At 40.9% G+C, this 24462-nt stretch carries 19 protein-coding genes; 6 read left to right on the top strand and 13 right to left on the bottom strand.

The window, feature by feature from the left end:
• Positions 1-94 precede the first annotated feature (94 nt).
• Positions 95-1303, top strand: coding sequence for an outer membrane protein assembly factor BamB family protein (locus AQ505_RS05585; RefSeq protein WP_082461424.1), 1209 nt, complete (start codon positions 95-97; stop codon positions 1301-1303).
• A 27-nt stretch (positions 1304-1330) separates the two neighbouring features.
• On the opposite strand, the gene AQ505_RS05580 is transcribed toward AQ505_RS05585, so the two are convergent.
• The 8 genes from AQ505_RS05580 to AQ505_RS05545 form a co-directional block, all read right to left on the bottom strand.
• Complete coding sequence (locus AQ505_RS05580) at positions 1331-1774, bottom strand: SRPBCC domain-containing protein (protein WP_062550895.1); 444 nt, start codon at positions 1772-1774, stop codon at positions 1331-1333.
• Positions 1775-2160: 386 nt separating this feature from the next.
• Positions 2161-2634 (bottom strand): FKBP-type peptidyl-prolyl cis-trans isomerase, encoded by a 474-nt coding sequence (locus AQ505_RS05575; RefSeq protein WP_062547269.1) that lies wholly within the window; start codon positions 2632-2634, stop codon positions 2161-2163.
• Positions 2635-2724: 90 nt separating this feature from the next.
• Positions 2725-4245: a sulfatase family protein gene (locus AQ505_RS05570; protein WP_062547268.1), complete on the bottom strand. Its 1521-nt coding sequence runs from the start codon at positions 4243-4245 to the stop codon at positions 2725-2727.
• A 57-nt stretch (positions 4246-4302) separates the two neighbouring features.
• A complete protein-coding gene (locus AQ505_RS05565) occupies positions 4303-4695 on the bottom strand; it encodes a BACON domain-containing protein (protein WP_062547267.1) in 393 nt (130 codons plus the stop codon).
• A 21-nt stretch (positions 4696-4716) separates the two neighbouring features.
• A complete protein-coding gene (locus tag AQ505_RS05560; protein WP_062547266.1) occupies positions 4717-6591 on the bottom strand; it encodes a RagB/SusD family nutrient uptake outer membrane protein in 1875 nt (624 codons plus the stop codon).
• An 11-nt stretch (positions 6592-6602) separates the two neighbouring features.
• Positions 6603-10139, bottom strand: coding sequence for a SusC/RagA family TonB-linked outer membrane protein (locus tag AQ505_RS05555; protein ID WP_197286304.1), 3537 nt, complete (start codon positions 10137-10139; stop codon positions 6603-6605).
• A gap of 171 nt (positions 10140-10310) precedes the next feature.
• Positions 10311-11411, bottom strand: coding sequence for a FecR family protein (locus tag AQ505_RS05550; protein WP_157262201.1), 1101 nt, complete (start codon positions 11409-11411; stop codon positions 10311-10313).
• A 198-nt stretch (positions 11412-11609) separates the two neighbouring features.
• Positions 11610-12173, bottom strand: a complete 564-nt coding sequence (locus AQ505_RS05545) for an RNA polymerase sigma factor (protein WP_062547263.1) — start codon at positions 12171-12173, stop codon at positions 11610-11612.
• 225 nt (positions 12174-12398) lie between these two features.
• Between AQ505_RS05545 and AQ505_RS05540 the strand changes: the two genes are divergently transcribed.
• Together AQ505_RS05540 and AQ505_RS05535 are read left to right on the top strand one after the other, a co-directional pair.
• A complete protein-coding gene (locus AQ505_RS05540) occupies positions 12399-14429 on the top strand; it encodes a M3 family metallopeptidase (protein WP_062547262.1) in 2031 nt (676 codons plus the stop codon).
• A gap of 112 nt (positions 14430-14541) precedes the next feature.
• Positions 14542-14733 carry a hypothetical protein gene (locus tag AQ505_RS05535; RefSeq protein ID WP_062547261.1) on the top strand — a complete coding sequence of 64 codons (192 nt, stop codon included), beginning with the start codon at positions 14542-14544 and terminating at the stop codon, positions 14731-14733.
• Between the two features lie 98 nt (positions 14734-14831).
• Here AQ505_RS05535 and AQ505_RS05530 read toward each other — a convergent pair whose 3' ends face one another.
• On the bottom strand, positions 14832-17240 hold the full coding sequence (locus AQ505_RS05530) for an outer membrane beta-barrel family protein (protein ID WP_062547260.1): 2409 nt from the start codon (positions 17238-17240) through the stop codon (positions 14832-14834).
• A 186-nt stretch (positions 17241-17426) separates the two neighbouring features.
• On the opposite strand from AQ505_RS05530, the gene AQ505_RS05525 reads away from it, so the two are divergent.
• Positions 17427-17840 (top strand): EamA family transporter, encoded by a 414-nt coding sequence (locus tag AQ505_RS05525; protein ID WP_062547259.1) that lies wholly within the window; start codon positions 17427-17429, stop codon positions 17838-17840.
• 261 nt (positions 17841-18101) lie between these two features.
• Here AQ505_RS05525 and AQ505_RS05520 read toward each other — a convergent pair whose 3' ends face one another.
• On the bottom strand, positions 18102-19316 hold the full coding sequence (locus AQ505_RS05520) for a helix-turn-helix domain-containing protein (RefSeq protein WP_062547258.1): 1215 nt from the start codon (positions 19314-19316) through the stop codon (positions 18102-18104).
• A 217-nt stretch (positions 19317-19533) separates the two neighbouring features.
• On the opposite strand from AQ505_RS05520, the gene AQ505_RS05515 reads away from it, so the two are divergent.
• The gene (locus AQ505_RS05515; protein ID WP_062547257.1) at positions 19534-20115 is read left to right on the top strand and encodes a YceI family protein; all 582 of its coding nucleotides are present in this window, start codon (positions 19534-19536) and stop codon (positions 20113-20115) included.
• Positions 20116-20542: 427 nt separating this feature from the next.
• On the opposite strand, the gene AQ505_RS05510 is transcribed toward AQ505_RS05515, so the two are convergent.
• The 3 genes from AQ505_RS05510 to AQ505_RS05500 form a co-directional block, all read right to left on the bottom strand.
• Positions 20543-21103, bottom strand: coding sequence for an HdeD family acid-resistance protein (locus AQ505_RS05510; RefSeq protein WP_062547256.1), 561 nt, complete (start codon positions 21101-21103; stop codon positions 20543-20545).
• 156 nt (positions 21104-21259) lie between these two features.
• Positions 21260-21466, bottom strand: coding sequence for a hypothetical protein (locus AQ505_RS05505; RefSeq protein WP_062547255.1), 207 nt, complete (start codon positions 21464-21466; stop codon positions 21260-21262).
• Positions 21467-21615: 149 nt separating this feature from the next.
• Positions 21616-23244, bottom strand: a complete 1629-nt coding sequence (locus AQ505_RS05500) for an ABC1 kinase family protein (RefSeq protein ID WP_062547254.1) — start codon at positions 23242-23244, stop codon at positions 21616-21618.
• A 408-nt stretch (positions 23245-23652) separates the two neighbouring features.
• Between AQ505_RS05500 and AQ505_RS05495 the strand changes: the two genes are divergently transcribed.
• The gene (locus AQ505_RS05495; protein ID WP_197286303.1) at positions 23653-24420 is read left to right on the top strand and encodes a DUF2625 domain-containing protein; all 768 of its coding nucleotides are present in this window, start codon (positions 23653-23655) and stop codon (positions 24418-24420) included.
• Positions 24421-24462: the final 42 nt, after the last annotated feature.

Raw genomic sequence — 24462 nt, 5'->3', positions numbered from 1 at the left:
ACAGCTAAGTTATTTTTATATATTTATAAATAGGTTCAATGCTCAATCATTTCACACTCTTAAAAGGGGTGAGGCTCTTAAAACGGATATTCTTATGAAAATAATGCGCTCAACTTTCAGCAGATTCAGTCGTTTAGCCATGCTGATCTCTTTCCTCCTTTTTAGTCTGAATGGCAATTCACAACCCAGTGTTTTATGGAAATTTAAATCCGATACGGCAGTATACAGCACAGCCGCAATTCATCAGAACCTGGTTTATTTTGGAAGCGGCGATCACAGTTTCTACGCATTAAACAAACTTTCAGGTAAGGTCCAGTGGAAATTTAAAACCAAAGGCGCAATACATTCAGATCCATTGATCCATGGCAATATGGTAATTTTCTCCAGTGCCGATGGAAAAGTATACGCATTGGATCATGAAAATGGAAAACTGATCTGGAGCTTTGCCACTAAAGGAGAACAGCAATATGATGCCTGGGATTATTACCTCTCCTCTCCCGTTGTGGCTGATCAGATGGTTTATTTTGGCAGTGGAGACAGCAGCATTTACGCAGTTGATGTAGCCAGCGGAAAACAGCACTGGTCTTTTAAAACCGGAGGCATTGTACATGCTACACCGCTGATTAAAGACCACAAAGTACTGGTAGGTAGTTATGATGGGTCATTTTATGCCCTGGATAGTAAATCAGGGACGCTCATCTGGAAATTTAAAACCGTAGGAGATCTGTATTTCCCAAAAGGGGAGATACAGAAAGCGGCAGCGGCAACCGAAAATGCAGTCCTCTTTGGCAGCCGGGATTTCAATATATATTCGCTCAGCTTAAAAACCGGAACTGGGTTATGGAACAGGAAAGAAAGTGGCAGCTGGATCATTGCTCCCCCCCTGCTTAATCATGAGCATCTGTTTGTGGGCACTTCGGATACCCATCGATTTTATAGTATGGGCAGCACTTATGGTGATATAAAATGGATTTTACCACTCAATATGAGGGTTTATGGCGCTGCTGCTTTTATGGATAAGGAATTGGTTTTCGGCTGTTTCAATGGCCGACTGTATTTTGTAGATCCTGAATCCGGAAAGGTGAATGCGACTTTTCAAACCGAAGAAAGCAAAAAGCGCTATTCCGCATTATTCGATGAAAAGGACGCCGTCCGAAAAGATATTGATCCGGATGGAAAGAACTATTTGGAAGTAGAAAAAAGAATCCTTGCTTTAGGAGCAATCCTCTCTACACCAATAGTAGATAAAGACCTGGTTTATTTTGGCGACTCCAATGGCTATTTTTACGCGCTAAAAAGATAAATGCTATGCCTAAGAAAATAAGGAGAATTACTCCTTATTTTCTGCCAGTTCCTTCACTTTCTTTAAAGCCTGAGGCCAGGTATCCATCATATAATCTTCATAGTCCTCCACAATATCAAGGCTGATGCTCCATTCTGTTTGCCCATTAACTTCAGTCAGCGTGTAATTTTCGTATGCACCTGCCCATTCTTTTACTTTCTCGCTTTCCAGGTCTTCCTTTCCATTGATCACATCTCCAAGATGTCTGATGGATAAAAATTTGGCCGGGATATTTTCAGCAATCTCAGAAACCATTCCATTTCCCTTGCCATCCAGAAAAATCGCTTTACTTCCCTTCTTCCAGTCCGTCTTTACGTTGGAGCCTTCCGCAAATACCGCAGTCCAGATCGGATAAGTATCCTTACCCAGCAATACTTCCCATATTTTCTCCGGAGCAGCATTGATCATCGTTTTAAATTCCAGCTTTTTCATGATTTCAATTTTTAAGGTATAGCTTTTAGGAATCAGTGGATTTGACTCCAATTGATCAGTCAATTAATTCCAGTCGTTTATCGAATTGTTTCCAATTGATCACCGGATTAATTCCAACTGATCATAGAATTAATTCCAACAACCGTTCAGCAATTCAAATATAACACGAAGCTTCTGATATAACGCTCCGTAAATGCGACAAAAACAGGGGTCTTTCCCGCCAAAACCAGCATCATGCTGCTGCAAATGACAAAAAAGGAAAGCAATTGGCTTTATCAACAAGCTTCAAACTTTACGAAAGCGCCTAAAAACAAGTGCTTTGTAAAACAAAAAATGTCCTGTAACAGCTGTTACAGGACATTTTTTGTTTTAAATATTTGATCCGCTTATTTAGCGTCAATTAATTTCACTGTAAAATCTAATACTGAATTTTTAGGAATTGCACCTGATGGAGAAGAATTTCCGTAAGCCAAATGAGAAGGAATCAATAACCGGATTTCTCCGCCTTTTTGAATCTTAGGAATTCCAATTTGCCATCCTGGAATAACACCACCCAGTTTGAAATCAATTGTCTCTCCTCTTCCGTCATCAAATACACTACCATTCAATAATCTTCCCACGTATTTCGCCGAAATCGAAGTATTAGCAGAGTAAATTACGGTACCAGCACCACGGTCGATAATTTGGTAAAAAATCCCTGACGCGTCTTCTTTTACATCAGGAATGTTATGTTCAGCAATAAACTTTTTAATCAGCTCTGTATCTTGTTTAGCTTGTTTATCCTGATCAAAATCTTTGGAACAACCTGCAAAGCATGCCGCTGTGCAAACCAGTAGAAATAAGTGTTTTATCGTTTTCATTGCCGCAAATATATCATTTAATTGATTTTTAAAGGTCGATCCTTTAGATTTTATTGTGGTAATAAAGATGCAACGTCATGTCTTAGCCTATTATATACCTTTCGCTAGAATAGCTGCAGCATCCTGATCTTCATAATTTGCGATCTGCGCATCCAGTTCCTTTTTCATTTGATCGGTAATCTTTTCATAACCTTTCTGTCCATATAAATTATTCAGCTCATTAGGATCTTTCTGCAAGTCAAAAAGCTCCCAGCTGTTCACACGTTTATAGAAGCGGATCAGCTTATACCTGCTGTTTCTAATGCCAAAATGAGGCGATACCGAATGTTCTCCATTTTCATAATAATGGTAAAACATCACCTTTCTACCGGCATTTTTACTGTCTTTTAGCTGAGGAAGCATTGATTTCCCTTGTACATCTTTAGGAATGACAATACCTGCTGCGTCCAGCATGGTTGGAGCAATGTCCAGATTCATCACAAAATCTTTAGAAACTGAACCAGGTTTAATCACACCAGGGTAACGCATTACCATTGGCGTACGGAAAGACTCTTCATAAATGAATCTTTTGTCGAACCAGCCATGCTCACCCAGGTAAAACCCCTGATCAGACATATAAATGACGATGGTATTTTTGGTCAGCCCTTTTTTATCCAGGTAATCCAGTGTTCTACCAATATTACGGTCTAAAGAGGCAGCTGTACTCAGGTAATCCTGCATATAATGCTGGAATTTCCATTCCGTTAATGCCTTACCCGTTAAATTCCTGGCTTTTAGATCTGCTGCGATAGGCTCATAATAAGCATTAAATTTCGCCCTTTGCGCAGGGTTCATTCTTTTCACGGAACCTTCTCTGTCTGCTTCGGCTTCTGAACCAAACATCTTCAAATCATAGCCCATCACCATGGTTTTAGCAATGCTCATGTCCTGAATTTTTGCCGCTTCACGGGTTTTATAGTCATCATAGAAATTATGCGGCAAAGGGAATTTTACTTTATCGAACATCCCCATGTCTGCAGTATCCGGCAACCACACGCGGTGGGTTGCTTTATGACCGATCACCAGGCAGAAAGGCTTCGACTGATCACGCTGATCCAACCAATCTTCCGCTACATCTTCTACCACATTGGTGACATAACCTTCATATCTTTTCTTTGTTCCATCCTGCATCAGGAAATCCGGGTTATAATATTGTCCCTGGTCCGGCAATACCTGCCAATGGTCAAATCCTTGCGGCGTAGTTTCCAAATGCCATTTGCCAATCCATGCGGTTTGGTAACCGCCAGTCCTCAATTGTTTCACAAAAGAATCCTGACTGCCATCAAATTTGGAATTTTCATTGTCTTTAAAGCCATTTTTATGGCTGTATTTACCGGTTAAGATCACCGCGCGACTTGGGCCGCAAATAGAATTGGTTACGTACCCTTTATCAAAACGGACTCCTTCCTTCGCAATTCTATCAATAGATGGTGTTTTCATCAGTTTACTGCCATAGGCACCAATAGATTGAAAAGCATGGTCGTCGGAAACAATAATGATGATGTTGGGCTGCTGCTGGGCATGGGTTAAGTGTCCGCAGAGCAATAAAAATAACAGGGAAATTCTTTTCATTTTAGGGTGTTTAGGTTTAAAATTCAGGCGGTCTAACCTACCGCCTGAAAGATTTCATTAATCTTGGTTTATATTAAATGTAACAGGTGGAAGGTTAAAGGTAGGATTTACATTTATAGTAAGTACCCTTGCCTGTCCAGTTGTATTTGCTTTTATCGTGACCGGAAGCTTAAAATCCCCCGAGCCGTACATCCTGGTAATAGTTAGCCAATCGGGTTGCGAACTCGTAATCCACCAGCCGTCGGCGCCAGCGCTGATCACGATATTCAGTTTCCCACCGGCAGCGGGAAAGGAGCTCCCCCCACCTTCTACCACTGCAGAAAAAGGAGTAGGTAATGGTTTTGGCGAACCTACCTCCTTTTTACAAGAGGAGGCCAGGCCAATGATCAGCACATAAAGCAGTAATTTCAATTTAGGATTGATTTTCAATTTATAATCGATTGTCTTCATTTCTTTTAGTTTAGATTGTGGTTACCATCCTGGATTTTGAGCCCATTGACCTGCTGTTAACTGTATCATTCGCTGTTGAATCGGCATCAAATAATCTCTCTGCGGATTAAAACCCGCGCCATTTGGCAGCACACTTTTATAAGGATCGATGTACCGCTGCGCATCACCAGCATTGCCATTTAAGTAAAGATTGACAGATTTCCCTGCTGGTGCGGTATCATAATACAGCAATGAACTGCTGTAAAATCCACCTGCAGCATTCTGGCTGGTCATGTCGCTACCTACAAAAAGCGTCCCTAACTGGCGTTTTCCAATTAGCAGTTCTCCTGCTGCTGCCCAGCGCAGGATGTCATCTAAGCGCATTCCTTCAGCGGCGAACTCTACCCTTCGTTCTCTTCTTACTGCCTGAATCACATTGCTCAAACTGCGGAAAGGATAACCAGCATCGGTATTGTACTCTCTGTTAAAATCGACAGCAGGCATTCCAGCACGTATTCTCAATGGATTCAGCGCATTTGCGATGGCGGCAGGATCGCCACCTAACTCGGCAACTGCTTCTGCATAGTTTAACAGAACTTCGGCATAACGGAAAATAATTGCCGGGGCCACACTTTTAAGGTCATCAGCAACCGCAGCGGCATTGTTATATTCCAGGAATTTATACAACGGGTAACCCGTGGTACTTTTGTTAAAGCCAGTCTGGTTGATCGGCGGATATCCCGGAACCACTACGGCTGGTTTTAAAGGTTTTCCCGGAAGCGCTACGGTTTGCCCCAATCGTGGGTCCCTCAGCGAAGGGCTCAGTTCTTTGGCATATACTTTTTGTGCTTCTGCACGCTCAGTGCCTACAAATGGCCTGCCATCTCTGGTTAAATAATCATCCACGAGAGATAAGGTTAAGCCCAGATCGGCCCCTCCTGTAGAGGTATATTTGCTCACACTATGGGCAATATTGTCATTGGCATTATATTTTTTCCAAAGCAGGACTTCTGAATTGGTGGATAGATCTGTGGTGATAAAAAGGTTGCCATAATCTTCCAGCGGTTTACCAGTAGTATAAATCGACCATTTACCACCGGTCATCACCGCCGATGCGGCGTCACGTGCCTGTTCAAAATAGCTTTGAATCTTTTCAGGACCGATATCTTTAGTAAAAAAGGGATCGTTTTTAGCTTTATGGTACTTCTGCCAGGTCGCTTCATAAAGGGCTACCCTGGATTTAAAAGCCAATGCCACATCTTTATGCAGGCGCATACTGGCACTGTTATTTACTGCAGGCAATAAAGCCACTGCCTGATCCAAATCTGCCAATACAGAATCGACGATTAAAGTTCTGGAGGCTCTCGGCACTTCCATCACCTCTCTCTCTCCCGGCAATACCTTATTTACCCAGGTTACCGGCCCGATTCTTTTCAGCATGGCAAAATAGTAGTAGGCCCTGAAAAATCTCGCTTCCCCTAAAAACTTATTATTCTCTGTCGCATTTCCCTTTGCATTTTTAAAGTTTTCGAAGAAATAATTCAGGTTCCTTACCGCCACATATTCCTTAATCGCAGGTGCGGCGCTCAGGGAGAACAGCCCGCTGGTTCGGGTGTTTACCGCAGAGAAGATCATATTGTCAGTTCCTGCATCATTAAAGGCAATTCCTGCACCACCTACATCTCTAGGCTGTAACGGAAAAGATTCTGGATAAATATCCACATTCGGCACAACACTCTGATTCAGCTGAGTTCCCTGATAAAACTGGTTCATATACATTCTCAACTCATTGGTAGATGCCAGACTATTGGTGGTACTTAAGGTATCTAGTGGCTCAAGGTCAAGAAAGCCTTTCTTACAAGCAGAAAAGACACACAGCAAGCCTAGTAACACGCATATATTTAAATTCTTTTTCATTTTCTTATCTTTTAAAAACCAACATTTACGCCCATTGCATACACCCTGCTGAGCGGGTAAATTTTTCCAGGAGCATATCCTCCGCTGATCGTTTCCGGGTCCAGCATTTTAGCCAGCTTGGTGATTGTAAATAGGTTTTCTCCGGTTACAAATACATTCACCTTGCTCAGTTTTACTTTTTTAATCCATTGTTCCGGTAAAGAGTAACTAATGGTGGCATTTTTCAGCCTTAAATAAGCGGCATTCTGCACATACCGATCTACAACCTGCTGTGTTTTACTTGTAAAAGTGCCTATTGAACCAGCTGGAGCGGCATAAGGATTCGGATAGTATGCGCCTGTATTTTCAGGTGTCCAATAATCCAGGTGCTGTTTAAATACGGTGACCTGAGCTAAGGCTCCTGCTCCCCAGAAATAAACATCACCAGATCCCGGTGCATAATCTCTTTTTCCTATGCCCTGAAATAAGGCAGAAACAGAAATCCCTTTCCATTGAATGGAACCATTGAAGGAGTAAGCATACCTCGGGGTACTGTTTCCTATAATGGTTTTATCGCCCATATCTCCCAATACATTAGCGCCGTTATTGATCTTTCCATCAACATTCAGGTCCAGGTAATTCACGTCTCCAGGCACCCAGTTTACCGGTGAAAGAAACGAATGGTTCAGTTTATTAAAGGCTGCAGCTTCTTCTGCCGTCTGAATCAGACCGGAAGCCCGATATCCCCAGATTTCTCCCACTTGTTTTCCTTCATACCAGCTTTTTTCACCTCCCGGATCGCTTTTGGTAGGATTCTGGTATTTCGTCACCACAGATTTATTATCTGACAGCATCACGCCAAGGGAATATTGGATGCCATTGTCCAGCTTATCACGCCAGTTCAGGGAGAGCTCCCAGCCTCTGGTTCTAAGGTTGGCATTGTTACTTTTTGGAGGGATGCCCCCAAACATATCTGCCACATCCAATGATGGGCCCAACATATCTTTCGTACTCCTCTGGTAAACATCAATACTTCCGGAAAGGTGGCCTTTTAAGGCTTCAAAGTCTAATCCGATATTTCCATTCTGCACCTTTTCCCAGGTAATTTCAGGATTAAAAGGGTCTGGTGCCTTGATATAACCTTCTCTGCCATTTTGATAATACCATGGTCCACCTGCACCGGATGGTCCCGGAACAACAATGTTCATCGTCTGCGCATAAGCGTACAAACCGGCACCAGATTGATTGCCTAAGAAACCATAAGATCCACGAAGTTTCAACAGACTGATTTGTTCCTTCAGCGGCTCCATAAATTTCTCCTGAGCGATGTTATACCCTAAAGAGAAGGAAGGGAAAAATCCCCATCTGCTGTCCGAGGCAAAGCGGGAAGAACCATCATATCTGCCATTGATCTCTACCAGGTATTTACTTTTGTAGTTGTAGTTGAACCTGCCAAAAAAGCCCTGTGTGCCCCAATGCGTGCGTTCTTCAGTAGTGGTCTGGTTCCCTGTGGCCAGGGATAACCCAGGTCTGCCCGGGCTGATCAAATCCTGAACGGAAGAAGTCAGCCTGTTATATTCATTCAGTTCCTGCTGAAAACCCAGCATCGCAGAAAAGTTATGGTCCTCATTCAGGGTAAAATTATAAGAAGTATAAACATTTGGGGAAAAATAATTGGTTCCCCTCACGTGACGCTCATAGCCACCCTGCAATGGGATGTTGTATTCTGATCTGTTGACAAATTTAGGCGTACCATCAATCCCATAAATCTGGCCTGGCAATTTTAAAATATCCTCATTGATATTTTTATTCAAAAGGTTAAAATCTGCCATGATCTTCCAGTTTTTAACCGGTTCCAATTCCAGGCCCGGTAAAATCGCCAGCGTTCTTTCTTTGGTCACATCGCTGGAACCAGATTGAAGGTAAGGGACGTTAGACATCTCAGAGAAATTCCCGTTCAGGTCGTAAGGAGAGATATTTGGTCTCATCCTGGCCAGGTTATGAAAGAATAAATCTTCAAATCCGCTGAATGGAGATTTATAAGTAGACTGTGTAAATTTGGTATTCAACTTTAGTTTTACCCAGCTCGCCAATTGCGTACTGATATTGGCATTCAGGTTATACCTGTCGAAATTGATATCCGCATAACGCAGGCTTCCCCCTTCATTGTAATAGGCACCAGACACATAAAACTGCGTATTTTTATTTCCTCCGCTGGCGCTTACGTTGTGCGACTGTCGTACTGCAAAAAGTTTGTAGTGAAAAGCAAACCAATCGGTATTGGCCACTCCATTCGCGGTATTTTCCCAGTTGGAATAGTAATTATCATTGGCTTCAGGAAAGATGTTCATTCCAGTAGGATTATTGATGTATTGCTGCAATAAAGCCAGTTTCTCATCAGAATATTGCTTGCTTCCTGTGGCGTTGAAAGTCGCACTATTAAAGAACTTTGCAAAATCATAAGAGTTGGCCATCTGCGGCAGTAAAAGTGGAGAGGTTAAGCCCACATTGGCAGAATAGGAAATGCTGGTACGATCTGCTGCTCCCTTTTTTGTAGTCACCAAAATCACCCCATAAGGTGCTCTTGCCCCATAAATTGCCGATGCAGCGGCGTCTTTTAATACGGAAATAGATTCGATATCATTGGGATTTACATCCGATAAGGACATCGCCATTCCATCGACCAATACAAAAGCACCATCACTCTGACTTAAATTTCCTGCACCTCTGATGTTGACATTGAAACTTTGTCCGGGTTTGGTATTTCCAGCTACTGAAACATTTAGTCCGGGAGCCAGTCCTTGTAAACTTTGTGTAGCATTCGCCACCGGTCTGTTTTCCAGCTCATCACCTTTTACGACAGAAACGGCACCAGTCAGATTTACTTTCTTTTGGACCCCGTAACCTACCACCACTACCTCATTCAGCAGTCCTAAGTCAACCAGCAGCTTCACCGTAATTTGCTTTTGCCCATTTAGCTTTACTTCCTGACTGATATAACCCAGGTAAGAAACTACTAATGTGGCATGCTCTTCTACGCCTTTCAAAAGAAACTGTCCGTTGGTATCTGTAACCGCCCCTTGCCCAGTCCCCTTCACTTTTACTGTTGCTCCGGGAACGGCCTGACCGGTTTCGTCTAGCACTGTTCCTTTTATCTCCACCACTAACTGTCCAATCTGCTGACTGAGCAGAACCGGGTTTATTTTTTTATCTTTCACAATCACGCTTTGGCCTTCAATGGAATAACCAACCAGCGGTTGATCTTTAAAACAAAGCTTCAAAGCCTCCTCCAGACTCACTGCTTTCACTTGAATGTCTACTGGTTTTGCCAGTTTCAAAGCGTCTGAAACAAAGATCAGGTCGAAGCCGCTTTGTTTCGAGATCTCATTCAACACCTTTCTCAGGGGAGCATTTTTCTGGGACAACGTAATTTTATTTTGAGCAAAACCTGCAGCACTCACTTGCAATAAACAGGACATTAACAACAGTACGGTCAGTTTCATTGTCAATAATAATTTGCGTTTCATACGACGATAGTCGTAGGAATTAAAGGTTATAAATTCATACATTTGGTTTAGTTGGTTTTTTATGAACGAGGCACAGCAATGCCATTAACCTCGTTCCTGGTCATTTATAATACTTTCGTGTTTTTGTAATGGGTACCTGTAAAAACTTTAATCAGCCAGGAGCGGCTTCAACGCTTCTGGTTTTTTTGTTACAGGCCTTTGAGATCGTAAAATTTAAGGCATCACTGTAACCCTCCTTCCTTCTACTTTAAAGTTAAATTTATCAGTCCTGGAGAGTGTTCTTAACACGTAGTCCAGGGACTTGTTCCGGGAAATTCGTCCACCAATTTCTTTAGGGCTGATATTAGCTGCATAAACTATCTCCACATCATACCACCTTGCAATTTTTCTCATAATCGACCTGATGTCCTCATCCTGAAAAAGAAAATAACCCTCTTTCCAGGCAATGACCTCAGCAACGTCAATCGCATTCACATCCAGCTGATCTCCTTCATAAACGGACTGCTGACCGGGTTTAAGGAGCGCTGTTCCTTTTGCAACCAGCAGTTTCACTTTGACACTTCCTTCCAGCAAGGTCGTTTTTGTCTTTGCTTCATCGGGATAAGCATTCACATTGAAATGCGTTCCCAAAACTTCTACTTCCTGCCCTTTACTATATACTACGAAAGGCATATTCTTATTTTTAGCCACTTCAAAATAAGCCTCACCAAGCAATTTTACTTCTCGTTTATCCCCGGTAAATGATACCGGATAACTTAAAGAAGAAGCTGCATTCAGCCATACTTTTGTGCCATCAGGCAGGTTCACCTGATATTGTCCGCCTTTAGGTGTCTCTATTTTATTAGGAGCGTTTCCCCGGGCCGCGGCTGTACTTGCTGAACCTTCAGTTGTTGATTTTTCAGTTACTGAGCCTTCATTTGCTGAGCCTTCATAAACCAGCTGACCATCCTTGGTTTTAGTGATAATGACCCCGCCCTGTTCGGCAATTTCGCCGTTTTCTGCTTCATCTAAAGTTATTCTCCTTCCATCCGCGAGTGTGAGCATCGCTTTTTGATGAACAGGGTTTATTTTAGATTGACTGAGCTGTTCCCGAGGAGCTATACCTGTTTTATATGGGATATTATAGAAATAAAAAGCAATACTTAAAGCGAATAATATGGTTGCCGCGACTGCAATTTTTGTCCAAACCAGCGAAGTTTTGCGTAGCGGGATTGATGGTATTGTCTCCTCAAACCTCGTCTCCATTCTTTTCGAAAGAAAAGCCCAGATTTCCTCCAGCCGCGCATCTTTTGTCTCCTGACTAACCTCTGGCAATGCTTTTTCCTCATATTTTAGATACCAGGTTTCCAGCAGTCCACACTCTTCTTCTGAGCAATTTCCTGCCAGATATTTCTTTAATAAATCAGTAGCGTCTTTTTTTGCATAAATAATCAGGAATTTTTCCCGTTTAATAGCAAGACAGCTATAGGGATACCCAACAGGTAGAAGAAAATAAAAATATTTTTATGGAGATTACAGCAGGTAGAAAAGCACACCCAATTTCACTCTTAAAATTTTGAGGGCATTGCTGATTTGTTTAGAAACTGTTTGCGAAGAAATCTGGAGTTGTTTCGCAATTTCCTCATGGGAAAGGTGGCCTTCACGGCTCAGGACAAAAACTTCCCTCATTTTCGGTGGCAAGGCTTCGATCTCCTGACGGATAATCCGGGCAAATTCATGCTCTCTTACCGCCAGATCAGTGAGGTAATTGTTCTCATTGATAAAAGTCTGGATAGAATTGATGTATTTAGACTCCACCTGCTTATGCGACAAATGGTTAAAAACACGATTTCTTGCCGCGCAGAATAAATATCCTGGTAAGTTATCAGTGAGTGGAATCTCTGATTTATTGTCCCACAGTTTCACAAAAAGATCCTGTAAAACATCCTTCACTAACTCCAGATCACCTAATTTCTTATACAGGTGATTTTGAAGCAGATTTTTGTGACGATTATAAATCTCAGCGTAGGCGAGTTGATCACCTTTTCTGAGCAGGCTGGTCAATTCCCGATCACTGAGTATTTTATATTCCAACATTAGACTTAGTTCCCCAGAACGAAAATATAAAAATAATAGAATATCTACACATAAAGTCTATTAAATCAGTAGTCAATCATCCCCTGTCTTTTGGAATCTCTGGCATTAATAAGGAAAAATCCAATTATTGCAAGAAGGAATCGCGCCAGATCAAGACAATCGATATTCTCGTAATCTAACTAATAAATCCTTATTTTTATAAATAACTAACTTCTATTATAAACTATGAGACGAATATCTTACCTCCCATTACTAGCCCTATTTGCAATCACCGGGGCTTGTAACCAGTCACAAAAGAAAACTGCGGCGAGCAGCGAAGACTTCTCTTCTGCTAACCCATTTTTTGAGCCCAGCAAACTTCCTTTTCAGGCACCTGCCTTCGATAAGATCAAAGACAGCGATTTTCAACCGGCAATTGAAGCTGGAATGAAACAGCAGATGGAGGAAATACAAAAGATTATTGACGATACGCAAGCGCCAACATTTGAAAATACCATCCTCGCTATTGAAAACAGCGGGCAGTTACTTGGCCGTGTGAACCGGGTTTTCAACTTGCTGACCGGTGCAAACACCAATCCTGAACTGCAAAAAATCCAGGAAGAGGAAGCACCAAAATTAACGGCCAACAATGATGCGATTTACCTGAACACCAAACTATTTAAGCGCGTAGAAGCCGTTTATCAGCAGCGCGAAAAGTTAACTTTAGATCCGGAATCAAAAAAACTACTGGATTATTATTACCAGCGATTTGAATTATCGGGAGCAAAACTTTCCGAAGCCGATAAAGAAAAGCTAAAAGCATTGAATAAAGAAGAAGCGAGTTTGAGCACCAGTTTTGGCACCAAACTGCTGGCAGCAGGAAAAGGATTAGCGAATACTACACAGCAGCCACCATTATCAGGAATGGCAGATCGTGCAGCACGTGAAAAACTATTCAATGCTTCCTGGACCCGTGCAGAAAAAGGCGATGCCAATGATACCAGAGAAGTAATTTCCAGAATTGCACAAATCCGTGCAACTCAGGCGCAGCTTTTAGGTTTTAAAAACTATGCGAGTTGGAAACTTCAGGATCAGATGGCAAAAACACCGGAAGCGGTAGCCAGTTTCTTTAGTCAGCTGGTACCTGCATCCACTGCAAAAGCCAGAGCAGAAGCAAAAGACATACAGGCGGTGATCGACCAGCAAAAAGGAGGTTTCAAATTGGCCCCATGGGATTGGAACTTCTATTCCGAGCAGGTACGCAAGGCGAAATATGACCTGGATGAAAACGAAATCAAGCCTTACTTTGAGCTGGATACTGTATTAGAAAAAGGCGTGTTTTATGCCGCAAATCAGTTGTATGGCATCACTTTTAAAGAACGTAAAGACCTTCCTGTATACCAAAAAGATGTTCGTGTTTTTGATGTGATGGACAAAGATGGTAGTCAGCTGGGTTTATTTTACACCGATTATTACAAACGCGACAATAAAAATGGTGGCGCCTGGATGGACAATGTGGTTCCTCAATCCAAAAAACTGGGTACAATCCCAGTGATTTACAATGTCTGCAATTTTACTAAACCTAAAGATGGCGAGCCTGCATTGATTAGTTTTGATGATGTGATCACGATGTTCCATGAATTTGGCCATGGCCTCCATGGATTATTCGCAGATCAGCAGTATGTGAGTTTGTCGGGTACCAATGTGGCCCGTGATTATGTAGAATTCCCATCACAGTTCAATGAACACTGGGCTACAGATCCGAAAATCCTGAAACATTATGCGCTGCATTATAAAACAGGTCAGCCGATGCCGCAGCAATTGCTGGACAAGATTAAGAAAGCAAGTACATTTAATCAGGGATATGAATTTACAGAAGCGCTGTCTGCTGCAGAACTTGATTTACAATGGCATACTTTAGCACCAAATCTACCATTGCAAAATGTAGATCAATTTGAAGCGAATGCGCTGAAGAAAACAAAACTAGACTTGTATGAGGTGCCACCACGTTACCGTTCCAGCTATTTCTTACACATCTGGAGCAATGGCTATGCGGCAGGATATTATGCCTATACCTGGACTTCCATGTTAGAAAACGATGCTTATTCCTGGTTTGAAGAGAATGGCGGGCTTTCCAGAGCTAATGGACAGCGTTTCCGTGATATGATCTTGTCAAAAGGAAATACGGAAGACCTGGGCAAAATGTTCTATAATTTCCGCGGGCATCAGCCAGATATTAAACCGATGCTGAGAAAAAGAGGTTTAATTAACCCTTAATTATATCAAGGAATCCCTGTTTTACACCATATTTCGGTTAAAACTGGGATTCTTGATCAAATTGTATTTTCAACTGTCTAAAAAAATCATTTGGGCTTTTAAATAAAATCACATGAAAACTAACGGTCCTTTTGTAGAAGCGCAGATGCTGATTAGATACGGTTTCCAAACTTCTGCTGAGGAATTAATCGCAGAAATCAATGGGGCAAGCGGCGGTTTCACTACCGTTCTGGATGGATTAAAAGCCTATATGGAGCACGGCTTAAACTTAAACCTGATTGCAGATAAGTTTGCAAAGAAATAACTTTAGCCATGGAAAGAATGGGAAAGGATGAAGCATTAATGGCGCAAGAACTCTTAAAAATAAGGTTGAAAAATTAGTTTTCCAACCTTATTTTTTGATTAAAATTTATAGCTGTAAGCCAATCTGAATACCTGAGTTTCATAATAATCTGTACTGATCAATTGAAAACCATTACCATAAATATTCTTTTTAATTTGCAGTGTATTCAAAATATCAGTTCCATTTAAGAACAGCTCTCCTTTCCCTTTTTGTAAAGTCTTTTTAAATCCCATATCCATAGAAAATCGCGAAGCAATTCTTCCTTGCGGGACCAGATCTGGTGCCAGATAAATCCCGGTCAGCTGCAGTTCTGCAAATTCCGGAAACTTCATTAAAGCGTTTAACTTCAGATTTCCTGAAATCAAGTTATCTTTTTTGGCGGTATAAATCACAGGAACGGGATAGAGATTCTCCACGGTAAAAGCATCAATTTTATTCTGATAAATGTTTCCATTCAGGTTCAGGGTAAGCCAGGGACTCATTTGTTGCTGGGCTACCATTTCCCCGCCTGTATTGCTGCTGTGTCCGGCATTTTGAAATACATTGTAAATCAGGTTACTTCCAGGGGCTTGCGTGGCAATCCTGGTAATCGTACCTTCCGTATTTCGACGATAAGCTGCAAAATAGAAAGACCCTTTGTTCCAATTGGTCTTGTAACCCAGCTCCAGGCTATTGGTAAACTGAGGACGTAACCCCGGATTTCCTACTTTGATCACTTCCGGCTCATCATATTTAGGAAAAATACGAATGTCTACCTCATTTGGTCGATCTACTCTACGGTTATAAAATACAGAGAGTTTATTTTGGTCATCGAGTTTATAGGCGAAGCGCAGGTTTGGAAAAGGGCGCGTATAGTCATATCCACTACTTTTATAGGTCGGGTGATTGGGGTTTACATCATAGCTCACTTTCACATATTCCATCCTCAGCCCTGCTTCCAGTTCCACTTTTGAGCTTTCGAAAACGTAATTCCCATATAAGGCGGGAATGGTTTCTTTATAATCCGCCCAACCGCCTGCATTCACATCCAGCGGAGAATTCAGGCCAGGAAAAAACTGCATATTTACGGGAATGGTCCTGTTTCGGAATTTCATTCCTGCTTCTACTCTGCCATGTTTTAGCGGACGTACATAATCCACATTGAAATCAGCGACACGCTCGTCAGAAAGCAATTTAAAAGCATCTTCCCCAGTAAATGCAGGCATGATATTGGTAAAAAAGTACTGCTCATCTTCACGGTGGAAAGTATAATTAAACCCGGCATTGAGCAAGTGCCCCGGCTGCTTAAATTTATGCTGATAGGAAGCCGTAGCTGTTGCCGTATATTTTACTTCATCTTCCAGAAATTGCCAGAGGCGATACCTGCTGGATAAATCTTCATTAAAATAAGGAATATCTCCCCTGTCAATGATCTTTTCCCGATTAAACAAGCCTGAGAAGGAGAACAAATTGTGATCATCTGGATTCCAGTCGGCACCAGTTTTCAATGTCGCATAAGACGTATTTCTGTTCCGTTTCACTTGCTGCCGGATGACCTCAGCAGTGTCATAAATCCGGGTCGAAAATTCATTCCGGTTCAGGGTTTGCGTATACAGCCAGTCTGCCTGCATAAAAGTATTCAACTTATTTTTACGATAATTTAGGGAAAGAGAGGGGTTAATTTTTGGCGTTCCCTGATATTGCGGACGAATACCTGGCAGGTTTTCTTTTTTCTCCCAAATCGCCCCCAGGCCTGTTGTTAAGCCAATTTTACCATTCCATCCTTCCTGTTTCTGCTGCTTATAGATGATGTTAATAATCCCTGCGTTGCCATTTGCATCAAATTTTGCCGAGGGATTATTGATAATTTCAATACGTTCTATGGCAGATGCCGGGATGTTATCCAGTCCGTTTTGTCCACCAAAGCCGGTTAATGCGGTTTGTCGACCATCAATAAGCACTGCTACTTTATCACTGCCGCGAAGCATGATTTTCCCATCTGAACTTGTGCTGATCCCCGGCAGGTTTTTCATCGCCTGTAATACAGAACCTCCTCCCTGGCTCAGCTGATCTGCCATATTAAAAGTTTTCTTATCCATTTTACTGCTCAGGCTTTCTGTTTTACCAGAAATAACGACTTCTGTGAGGGTTTTAACTTCGCTCTGCAATTCGATCCAGCCCAGGTCAAGAAAGGGAGTCAGCTGCCCTATTGATACCGTCTGCCGCTTCGTTTGATGTCCCATGAAAGAAATGATCAAAAGATAACTTCCACTTTTCATTTCTTCCAATTTGAAGAAGCCCTGATCATCAGTAACAGTACCAGTAATAAAACTGCTGTCTTTTACAGATTTCAGGCCTACATTTACAAAGGAGAGCGGTAATTTGGTATGGCTGTCTTTGATACGTCCGGAGAGTGTAATTTTAATATTCTGGGCATTTACGAAGGAAAAACCGAGCATCAGTAAAAAAAGTAACAGGAATCTTCTCATAAGGTTAAATTAAAGGTGTAATCATTTTATGGAGCCTAAGCTACCTCGAGAATCTGTGTACTTTTTGAAGTTCCATGATTCCACAATTGCCATCCGCTGGTTTATACCCATTTTCGCGGAGCTACAGTTAGAAACTTAACTACCAGATTCCTACAGAATTATTCCTTATTTTTAAAATAAAAAACTATGTGGTGGATCTATGCTCTACTATCGGCCCTTTTCGCCTCCTTAACGGCAATTCTTGCAAAGATCGGGATCAAAGGCGTGGACACCGATCTCGCTACAGCCATTCGCACCCTGGTTATTTTGGTATTGGCATGGAGCATGGTATTTTACAAGCATGCGGAAAGTGGATTGGGAGGTTTATCCCGTATGAACTGGACGTTTTTGATTCTTTCTGGTATTGCTACCGGCCTTTCCTGGATATTTTATTTTAAAGCCCTGCAGATAGGAAAAGTTTCTCAGGTCGCTCCGCTGGATAAAGCAAGTGTGGCCATTACGATTTTACTTTCTGTGTTATTTCTTGGTGAAACATTGACTATAAAAACTGCCATCGGTGCCCTATTAATTGTTGGGGGAACATTTGTATTGATTCTATAATCTCCTCCCTTCGCTGGTGGTATTCCATGACCGGAAAAAACATTTCAAAAAATAAGCGGCTGAAAAACTTCCGCCGCCTTGATTGAGCGTACTAAAATATGAGGATCGAAAAATCCTGGAATGGACGATCGAAATGATGCCTTGCTGAGCACCACGAAATACCACAAATTAAAGGCGATACACAACCACAGGTTGTTTCAAAAGAGCATATTGAAACAAATCTCTCTGTTTTTATTAAAAAAACAGGAGCGATTAAAATGGTTAAAAAACTGAATTAGTAGCTGTTAACTTAGTTTTCATATATTCCTTTGGGCTATAACCAATTTTCTTTTTAAAAGCGTTGAAAAAGGTAATTCTAGAATTAAATCCAACCATTGAGGCCAATCCTTCAATGGAATAACGTTCCAAAATCTGCTGATCGAGTAATTCTATGGCATATTCCACCCGATAATTGTTGATTAATTCGTTGAAATTGATTTTAAATTTCCTGTTAATCAGCACCGATAATACTTTCGGAGGAATCCCCGTATGCTTTGCAAAGTCAATAATAGTGATGCCTTTCAGCAGAAAAACCTTTTCTTGTTCCAAAGCATAGCGAATCTTTTCCAAGCCCTGATCCATTCCTTTGATCTCCAATTCGACCGGAATTTCCACCTCAGGGTTTAGAATGGCAGTTTGCTTTTCATCAGCAGTATTTTCTGGAAATTCGGATTGCAGCAATGGATTTCCAGGATAGCCATATACCAGTTCCGGTTTAAAATTGATGTAAGCATTGAGAAACAGGATGCCTAAAAAAGCGATCAGCGAACAGGCAAATTTAGGCCCGGAATACTGGTCCTGATTTTCTCCAAAATAAGTAAACATCATGAAACAAAAATTGCTGATCATGATCGTTGCCATGGCCATTAATGAGATGGACAGCCAGTTCTTCAATTCTGCTTTATGAATTAATTTCAGGTATTGCGGCTGTAATTTTACAACCAGATAAAGGCAATAAATGAGGTATCCTAATTGAATGACCAATCTAAAAAGATAATGAAATGAAATAGGAATAATTCCTGAGCCGATGTAATTCAGTAAATCCTTATTCCTGAAGATCAAATTTGCGATTTCCCGCTTTTCTGAGAGCGGTAAAATATAAAATGGGATCAAATCGAAAAAATGAATCAATGCAGGAAGAAAGTGCAGGTAATCATACTTTTTTAAACCATCCGTATTGCTCAGAGAGTTCCGTATATAAAAATAAAAGAAAGGGGCATTCAGATAAATTAAAGGGCTGATGACGCGCAGTAAATGGGGATATTCTATGATAAATCCAGTATCTATCCACAGGAAGTACACCAGTAAAGAGATGTTATAACAAAGTAGGGAAATCCCTAACATCTTGTTTTTTAACAGCTGATTCCCTGTTTTAAAAATTAAGGCCAGGCTATTGATTGTAGAAAGGGAGAGTAAAATTACGCACAATAAGTTCATGAAGAAGCGATTAATAAACCTCGGTCATGAATATTTCAGTAGTTACAAATGAATTTAACAAATCACGAGAGCCAGTACAATATTATCAAAAATATAGTGCTTTACAAAAGCTCATCTTTTTGTTCTTTTTGTTTTTTCTTACCATAGGTCAATAACAATGCTGTAATTAATCCTTCTATTTGTACTAAATATTTAAAAACTTATCAAAAACAAAAAAATGAAAAGATTAATCTTAGCTGTTGTAGTCTTAGGTACTACCCTTTTTTCTTTCAAATCTAATGCACAAACGACTTGGGAAATTGACCCATCTCACTCTAAAATAGGTTTTGAAATCACTCACATGATGATCTCTGACGTAGAAGGATCTTTCAAAAACTTCCAGTCTACTATCGTTTCTTCGAAACCAGATTTCTCTGATGCAGTGATTACTTTAACTGCAGATGTAAACTCTGTAAATACTGACAATGGCCAAAGAGACGAACACTTGAAAGGTGAAGATTTCTTTGATGCAGCTAAATTCCCAACATTAACTTTCAAAAGCACTTCAGTAAAGAAAGTTGGCGGCAACAAATACAAAGTTGCTGGTAACCTTACTTTCCACGGTGTAACTAAACCGGTGACTTTAGATGCCACTTTAAGAGGCTTAACCACTAACCCAATGTCTAAAAAGCCTACTGCTGGTTTCAAAGTTACTGGAACTATCAAAAGAGCTGACTTTAAATTTGGTACTAAATATGGTTCAGCAATGTTAGGTGAAGAAGTAACTCTAACTGCAAACACTGAATTCGTACAGAAATAATAAAATTTGTAGCGCGCTTAATTTTAAAGCTATACATTAAAAAAGAGGCTGGAAATAAATTTCCAACCTCTTTTTTTTGTTGAAATTTATGGTAGCAAGTAATTTTCTCCAGCGCAGTCTGCTATACTTATCCAGGGCATTCTACTCTATTTAAAAAGTATTTACACTAAAAATCAAGTCAGAATACAGCTATTTATCACCTACAAAAAATCGTATTTGTACCTAGACTTCAAGTATTTTAATTGCCTGTAAAACTTCTATATTGTCTTGTTTTTCCCCACAAAACTAACCTCAAATACCAGGTTAAAAAAAATAGGCTGCGTCCTGTTGGAGGCAGCCTATTTTTATATCACGGCGCTTTTCATTTTTAAAGCTGACGGCAATCTATAATTTTCCGTGCTGACGGAATTAATCTTTGTTGAAGAAATTAATCTTTAAGTTTTCTTAACCTTAATGAAAGGTAAACCTGAAATATACCAATCACAATAAATGAGGCGGCAGTATAAAAAACAATGGTCATCCCTGCAAAAATCGGGTTCCAAAGCATGATGAAAGAAAAGATCAAACCAATGATCCCTATCCCCAACAAACTGCCCCAGCTTAGCACATGCTGTTTTTTGAGTTCTATCGACCATCCTATCGCCATAATTGAGCGGAATAGAATTGCAAAACCAACATAAAATGGAAGTACTAATAAAGAAATCTGTGGATTTGCGACCAGCATGATACCAATTAGGAAATCGACAATACCACCGGCCAGTGACCAGCCCCAGTTGTCCAGCGACTTTCGATTAGAAATCGCATACACCAATTCCATGACTCCGGTAAAAAGAAAAGTAACCGCGAACAACATAGAGAGGGTGATGTACGACTGAAGAGGTGTCATAAACACCCAAATGCCTACTAAAATTAGGGCTAAGCCTAATAAGCCCAGTAAATACCAATATTTAACCGTCTTTCTGATGTTTCCTAAAACTTGTGTTTCCATAGTATTGATTTTATATTTAAAATTTGATGTCTTGCTAAATCCATAGCCATAATGACGAACAAATCCCAAACCAATATTTTTTATGGTGAGTATAAGAAAGCGTTATCAATCACAATGACCGGGATTATGAGCACAACACCGCAGAAGGAAAATTGTTTATACTTTGTGTAAATTTACTTGTTCCTGGGGATTCAATCCAAGCACTACCGTATCTTTTACACTTGATCCACTGTGGTTTACCGCAGGAACTCCAGCAGGGTTGAGCATGGAAAGTTCTGCATCCCCTAGTAAAGATTCCAGGAAATCGCCCACATTTGTAGTCAGGTCATTTTTATATTTATCATTGCAAAATCTCTTTAACATCTACCATCCTCCTTTCTTTGTTTTAAAATCATTCATTCAGCAGATAGCAAGAGGCGTACCAATTCTCTAAAACTATGTTTTTCAGGGGCTTTCGATTGTCAAAATTTCATATTTCTGACAAAAGTTCTTGTGGTTGATACCCGATACTGCTATTTTTTCTTAAAAATCATGGGAACAAAAATGCAGAGCGAGAGGGCGAAACTGAGTATTAATCCAAACACCGCAGGGACTGGAATATCATGAAATTTTGGTGGCCGGTCGGCAGCAATCAAAATCGCAGAACCGACGACTAAAGCAGCCATCAGCAATGCCATTACCAGTCTATTCATTAAGCTGCCGATCATTTTCCTGCTGGGCTCCAACTGAGGGACTTCCTGAATCACCTTCAACTCCCCGTTATTCAGTTTGCTCAATACAGATTGGAATTCTTCCGGCATGGTTTTCATCGCCTCCGTAAGCGTCCTCAATAGGTTTAAGGCATTCTTTTTCATTTCATCCGGACTGAGTTTTCGCAAGGCGATTTTCAAAATATACGGCCGCAGGCTTTCTACAATATTCAAATCCGGCACCAATGCCCTGCCTATTCCTTCAATGAGCACAATCCCACGAACCAGCAGATAAAGATGGTCGGGCATCAGGATTTCATTTTGATTCAAGATCGCAGAGAATTTCGTGAGCACTTCTTTGATGTCCATTTCCTGGAGTGAAGCCCCTTCCAGCAGTGTAAAAAAACCGTGGATATCGCGTTCCAGCTGATGCTCATCACTTACATTAAAACGCAATGCCATTCTTTTCAGCGTCATGATTAGTCTTCTGGCATCCTGCGCCATAAAATGCGAAATAAAATCTTCCAGCATTTCTTTTTCAATCGGCATCATACTACCCATAGAACCGAAATCAATAAAGGCAATCTGTCCACTTTGCAAGACGATCAAATTTCCAGGATGCGGATCAGCATGAAAAAAGCCATGTTCTAAGACCTGGATCAGGTATAAATCCAAACCATTTTCAGCAATCTGAACAGGTTTCAGTCCCATTTCAATTAAAGCCTGCTTGTCTGTGATTTTAGCGCCCTGAATAAATTCCATACATAGGATGTTATCATTGGAGAGCTCTGGAAACACCTTGGCCAGATAAATCGATCGATGTCCTTTAAAGTTCCTGGAAAAGCGCTCTATATTATCCAGCTCGTTTACAAAAGAAAGCTCATGAAAAATAGATTTTTCAAAGGCTTCCAGTACTTCTACCAGGTTAATCCTGCGGAATACTTCACTGTAACTGATCAGTACTTTGGCAATGTCTTTCATGATCAGCATGTCTGAAGTCACGATTTCCCGGATCCCTGGACGTTTGATTTTCAAAATAACATCTTCCCCAGTAACCAAAGTGGCTTTATAGACTTGTGAGATAGAAGCGGAAGCAAAAGGCAGTTCGTCAATATGAGAAAAATAAAGCCCGGGATCGATATTCAGATCTTCCGCTAATAACTCCCTTACAGCGATCGGCTTTGCCTCTACATTGTCCTGCAATTTCTGCAGTTCAACAATCATTTCTTTTGGTAAAAGATCTTCCCTGATACTGAAGGCTTGTCCGAATTTCACGTAAGTTGGACCAAGCTCTTCTAAAGTCATCCGAATCCGCTCATAAACCGTTAAGGAAGCATACTCATTGCTGCTGTCATTATTTGTATAATTCAACAATTCGCCAAATCCATATTTCGCGAGAATTTTGACTAATGAAACGGTTCTTTTGAGTTTTTTCTTCTGATTTACCATCATAAATTGCAGCTATTTTTCGTTTAACAACAATCAAATATCTGGCCATTGTTTCCTAAAAAAACTTTAAATCTTAGTATTGTAATACTGGTCGGATACTGTTCGGGAAGAGAAGTGCCTTATAATAGGGAGCGGAAGGGGTTCGGATAGGGTTCGCGTAGGATTACCTTAGTCTGTGCTATCCAAACCCTACGCGCCCCCCTTCCAGACCCTACAAGCCAGCAGGTGTCATCCCGAGCACAAGTAGGTCTTTTCTGCGGCTATTTCCAGTGATTTAGCCCCAAATCAACCTCAATTTATCTAAAAAACTAAGATCATCATTCCACTTCATCTTTCCTTAAAAGAAAACACAAAGACAAGCGCCCTATTCTCGGAGAAGCGCTTATCTTTGACAAAAAAATATTCATAGCTATGAAAAGCATTCTAAAATCCGCCCTCATCATCGGTCTGACTTTTTTTTCTTTGACCAGTTCTGCACAGCAAAAAATGCAAAGCCTGGAACAGCTTCTCAACACAACCGATCCTGCATGGCCATTGGTTCAGAAATGGCTGGATTCTGCAAAGAATAAAGTTCAGGTATTGGAATGTGATTCAGTACTCGCTAAAACTGCCTTATACCAGGCGCAGGTATCCACTTATGCAACTTTAGGCGCAGTGATTTACCATACCGGAGGAATTATGATCGACAGTGGCTGGCTGAGGATTTTAGGATCAGGCAGCGCCAAACTGAGCCGCTCTGTACCGGAATGGAATAAAGGGAAAAGTATTAAAGAATATGGTGAGCAGCCTGATTTCACCTTGGTTGCAGATGATGCGATCGGTGGTTTCTTTGCCATCAATTATGGTGCTTTTGGTTCGGATATAAAAAGTGTCTATTACTTAGCGCCTAACAGTCTGAAATGGGAATCTTTAGGTTTAGGTTACACCGAATTTCTTCGTTTTTGCCTGGATGGTGATCTTTCTGATTTTTATAAAGGTTTAAGGTGGTCTACTTGGGATCAATTTATTGCCAACCTCGATGGCAATAAATCTTATAGTTTCAGACCCTACTTATGGACCGAAGCAGGGATGGATATTGAAAAAGTGTCGAGAAAACTCGTTCCTACAGAAGACCTTTATAGATTTAACATTACGAAACAAAAGGAAGTTAACCCGGCAGGGGTAATTGAAAAACATTAAAACAATTTCTCTTCAATAAATGTATAGCTATTAAGTAACACC

It is taken from the genome of Pedobacter sp. PACM 27299 (assembly GCF_001412655.1).
Lineage (GTDB): Bacteria > Bacteroidota > Bacteroidia > Sphingobacteriales > Sphingobacteriaceae > Pedobacter.
This window is presented reverse-complemented; position numbering and strand designations above follow the sequence as displayed.

Coding starts and splice junctions, on each gene's coding strand:
- AQ505_RS05585 (WP_082461424.1), top strand. CDS start 95: ATGAAAATAATGCGCTCAACTTTCAGCAGATTCAGTCGTTTAGCCATG.
- AQ505_RS05580 (WP_062550895.1), bottom strand. CDS start 1,774: ATGAAAAAGCTGGAATTTAAAACGATGATCAATGCTGCTCCGGAGAAA.
- AQ505_RS05575 (WP_062547269.1), bottom strand. CDS start 2,634: ATGAAAACGATAAAACACTTATTTCTACTGGTTTGCACAGCGGCATGC.
- AQ505_RS05570 (WP_062547268.1), bottom strand. CDS start 4,245: ATGAAAAGAATTTCCCTGTTATTTTTATTGCTCTGCGGACACTTAACC.
- AQ505_RS05565 (WP_062547267.1), bottom strand. CDS start 4,695: ATGAAGACAATCGATTATAAATTGAAAATCAATCCTAAATTGAAATTA.
- AQ505_RS05560 (WP_062547266.1), bottom strand. CDS start 6,591: ATGAAAAAGAATTTAAATATATGCGTGTTACTAGGCTTGCTGTGTGTC.
- AQ505_RS05555 (WP_197286304.1), bottom strand. CDS start 10,139: ATGTATGAATTTATAACCTTTAATTCCTACGACTATCGTCGTATGAAA.
- AQ505_RS05545 (WP_062547263.1), bottom strand. CDS start 12,173: ATGTTGGAATATAAAATACTCAGTGATCGGGAATTGACCAGCCTGCTC.
- AQ505_RS05540 (WP_062547262.1), top strand. CDS start 12,399: ATGAGACGAATATCTTACCTCCCATTACTAGCCCTATTTGCAATCACC.
- AQ505_RS05535 (WP_062547261.1), top strand. CDS start 14,542: ATGAAAACTAACGGTCCTTTTGTAGAAGCGCAGATGCTGATTAGATAC.
- AQ505_RS05530 (WP_062547260.1), bottom strand. CDS start 17,240: ATGAGAAGATTCCTGTTACTTTTTTTACTGATGCTCGGTTTTTCCTTC.
- AQ505_RS05525 (WP_062547259.1), top strand. CDS start 17,427: ATGTGGTGGATCTATGCTCTACTATCGGCCCTTTTCGCCTCCTTAACG.
- AQ505_RS05520 (WP_062547258.1), bottom strand. CDS start 19,316: ATGAACTTATTGTGCGTAATTTTACTCTCCCTTTCTACAATCAATAGC.
- AQ505_RS05515 (WP_062547257.1), top strand. CDS start 19,534: ATGAAAAGATTAATCTTAGCTGTTGTAGTCTTAGGTACTACCCTTTTT.
- AQ505_RS05510 (WP_062547256.1), bottom strand. CDS start 21,103: ATGGAAACACAAGTTTTAGGAAACATCAGAAAGACGGTTAAATATTGG.
- AQ505_RS05505 (WP_062547255.1), bottom strand. CDS start 21,466: ATGTTAAAGAGATTTTGCAATGATAAATATAAAAATGACCTGACTACA.
- AQ505_RS05500 (WP_062547254.1), bottom strand. CDS start 23,244: ATGATGGTAAATCAGAAGAAAAAACTCAAAAGAACCGTTTCATTAGTC.
- AQ505_RS05495 (WP_197286303.1), top strand. CDS start 23,653: ATGAAAAGCATTCTAAAATCCGCCCTCATCATCGGTCTGACTTTTTTT.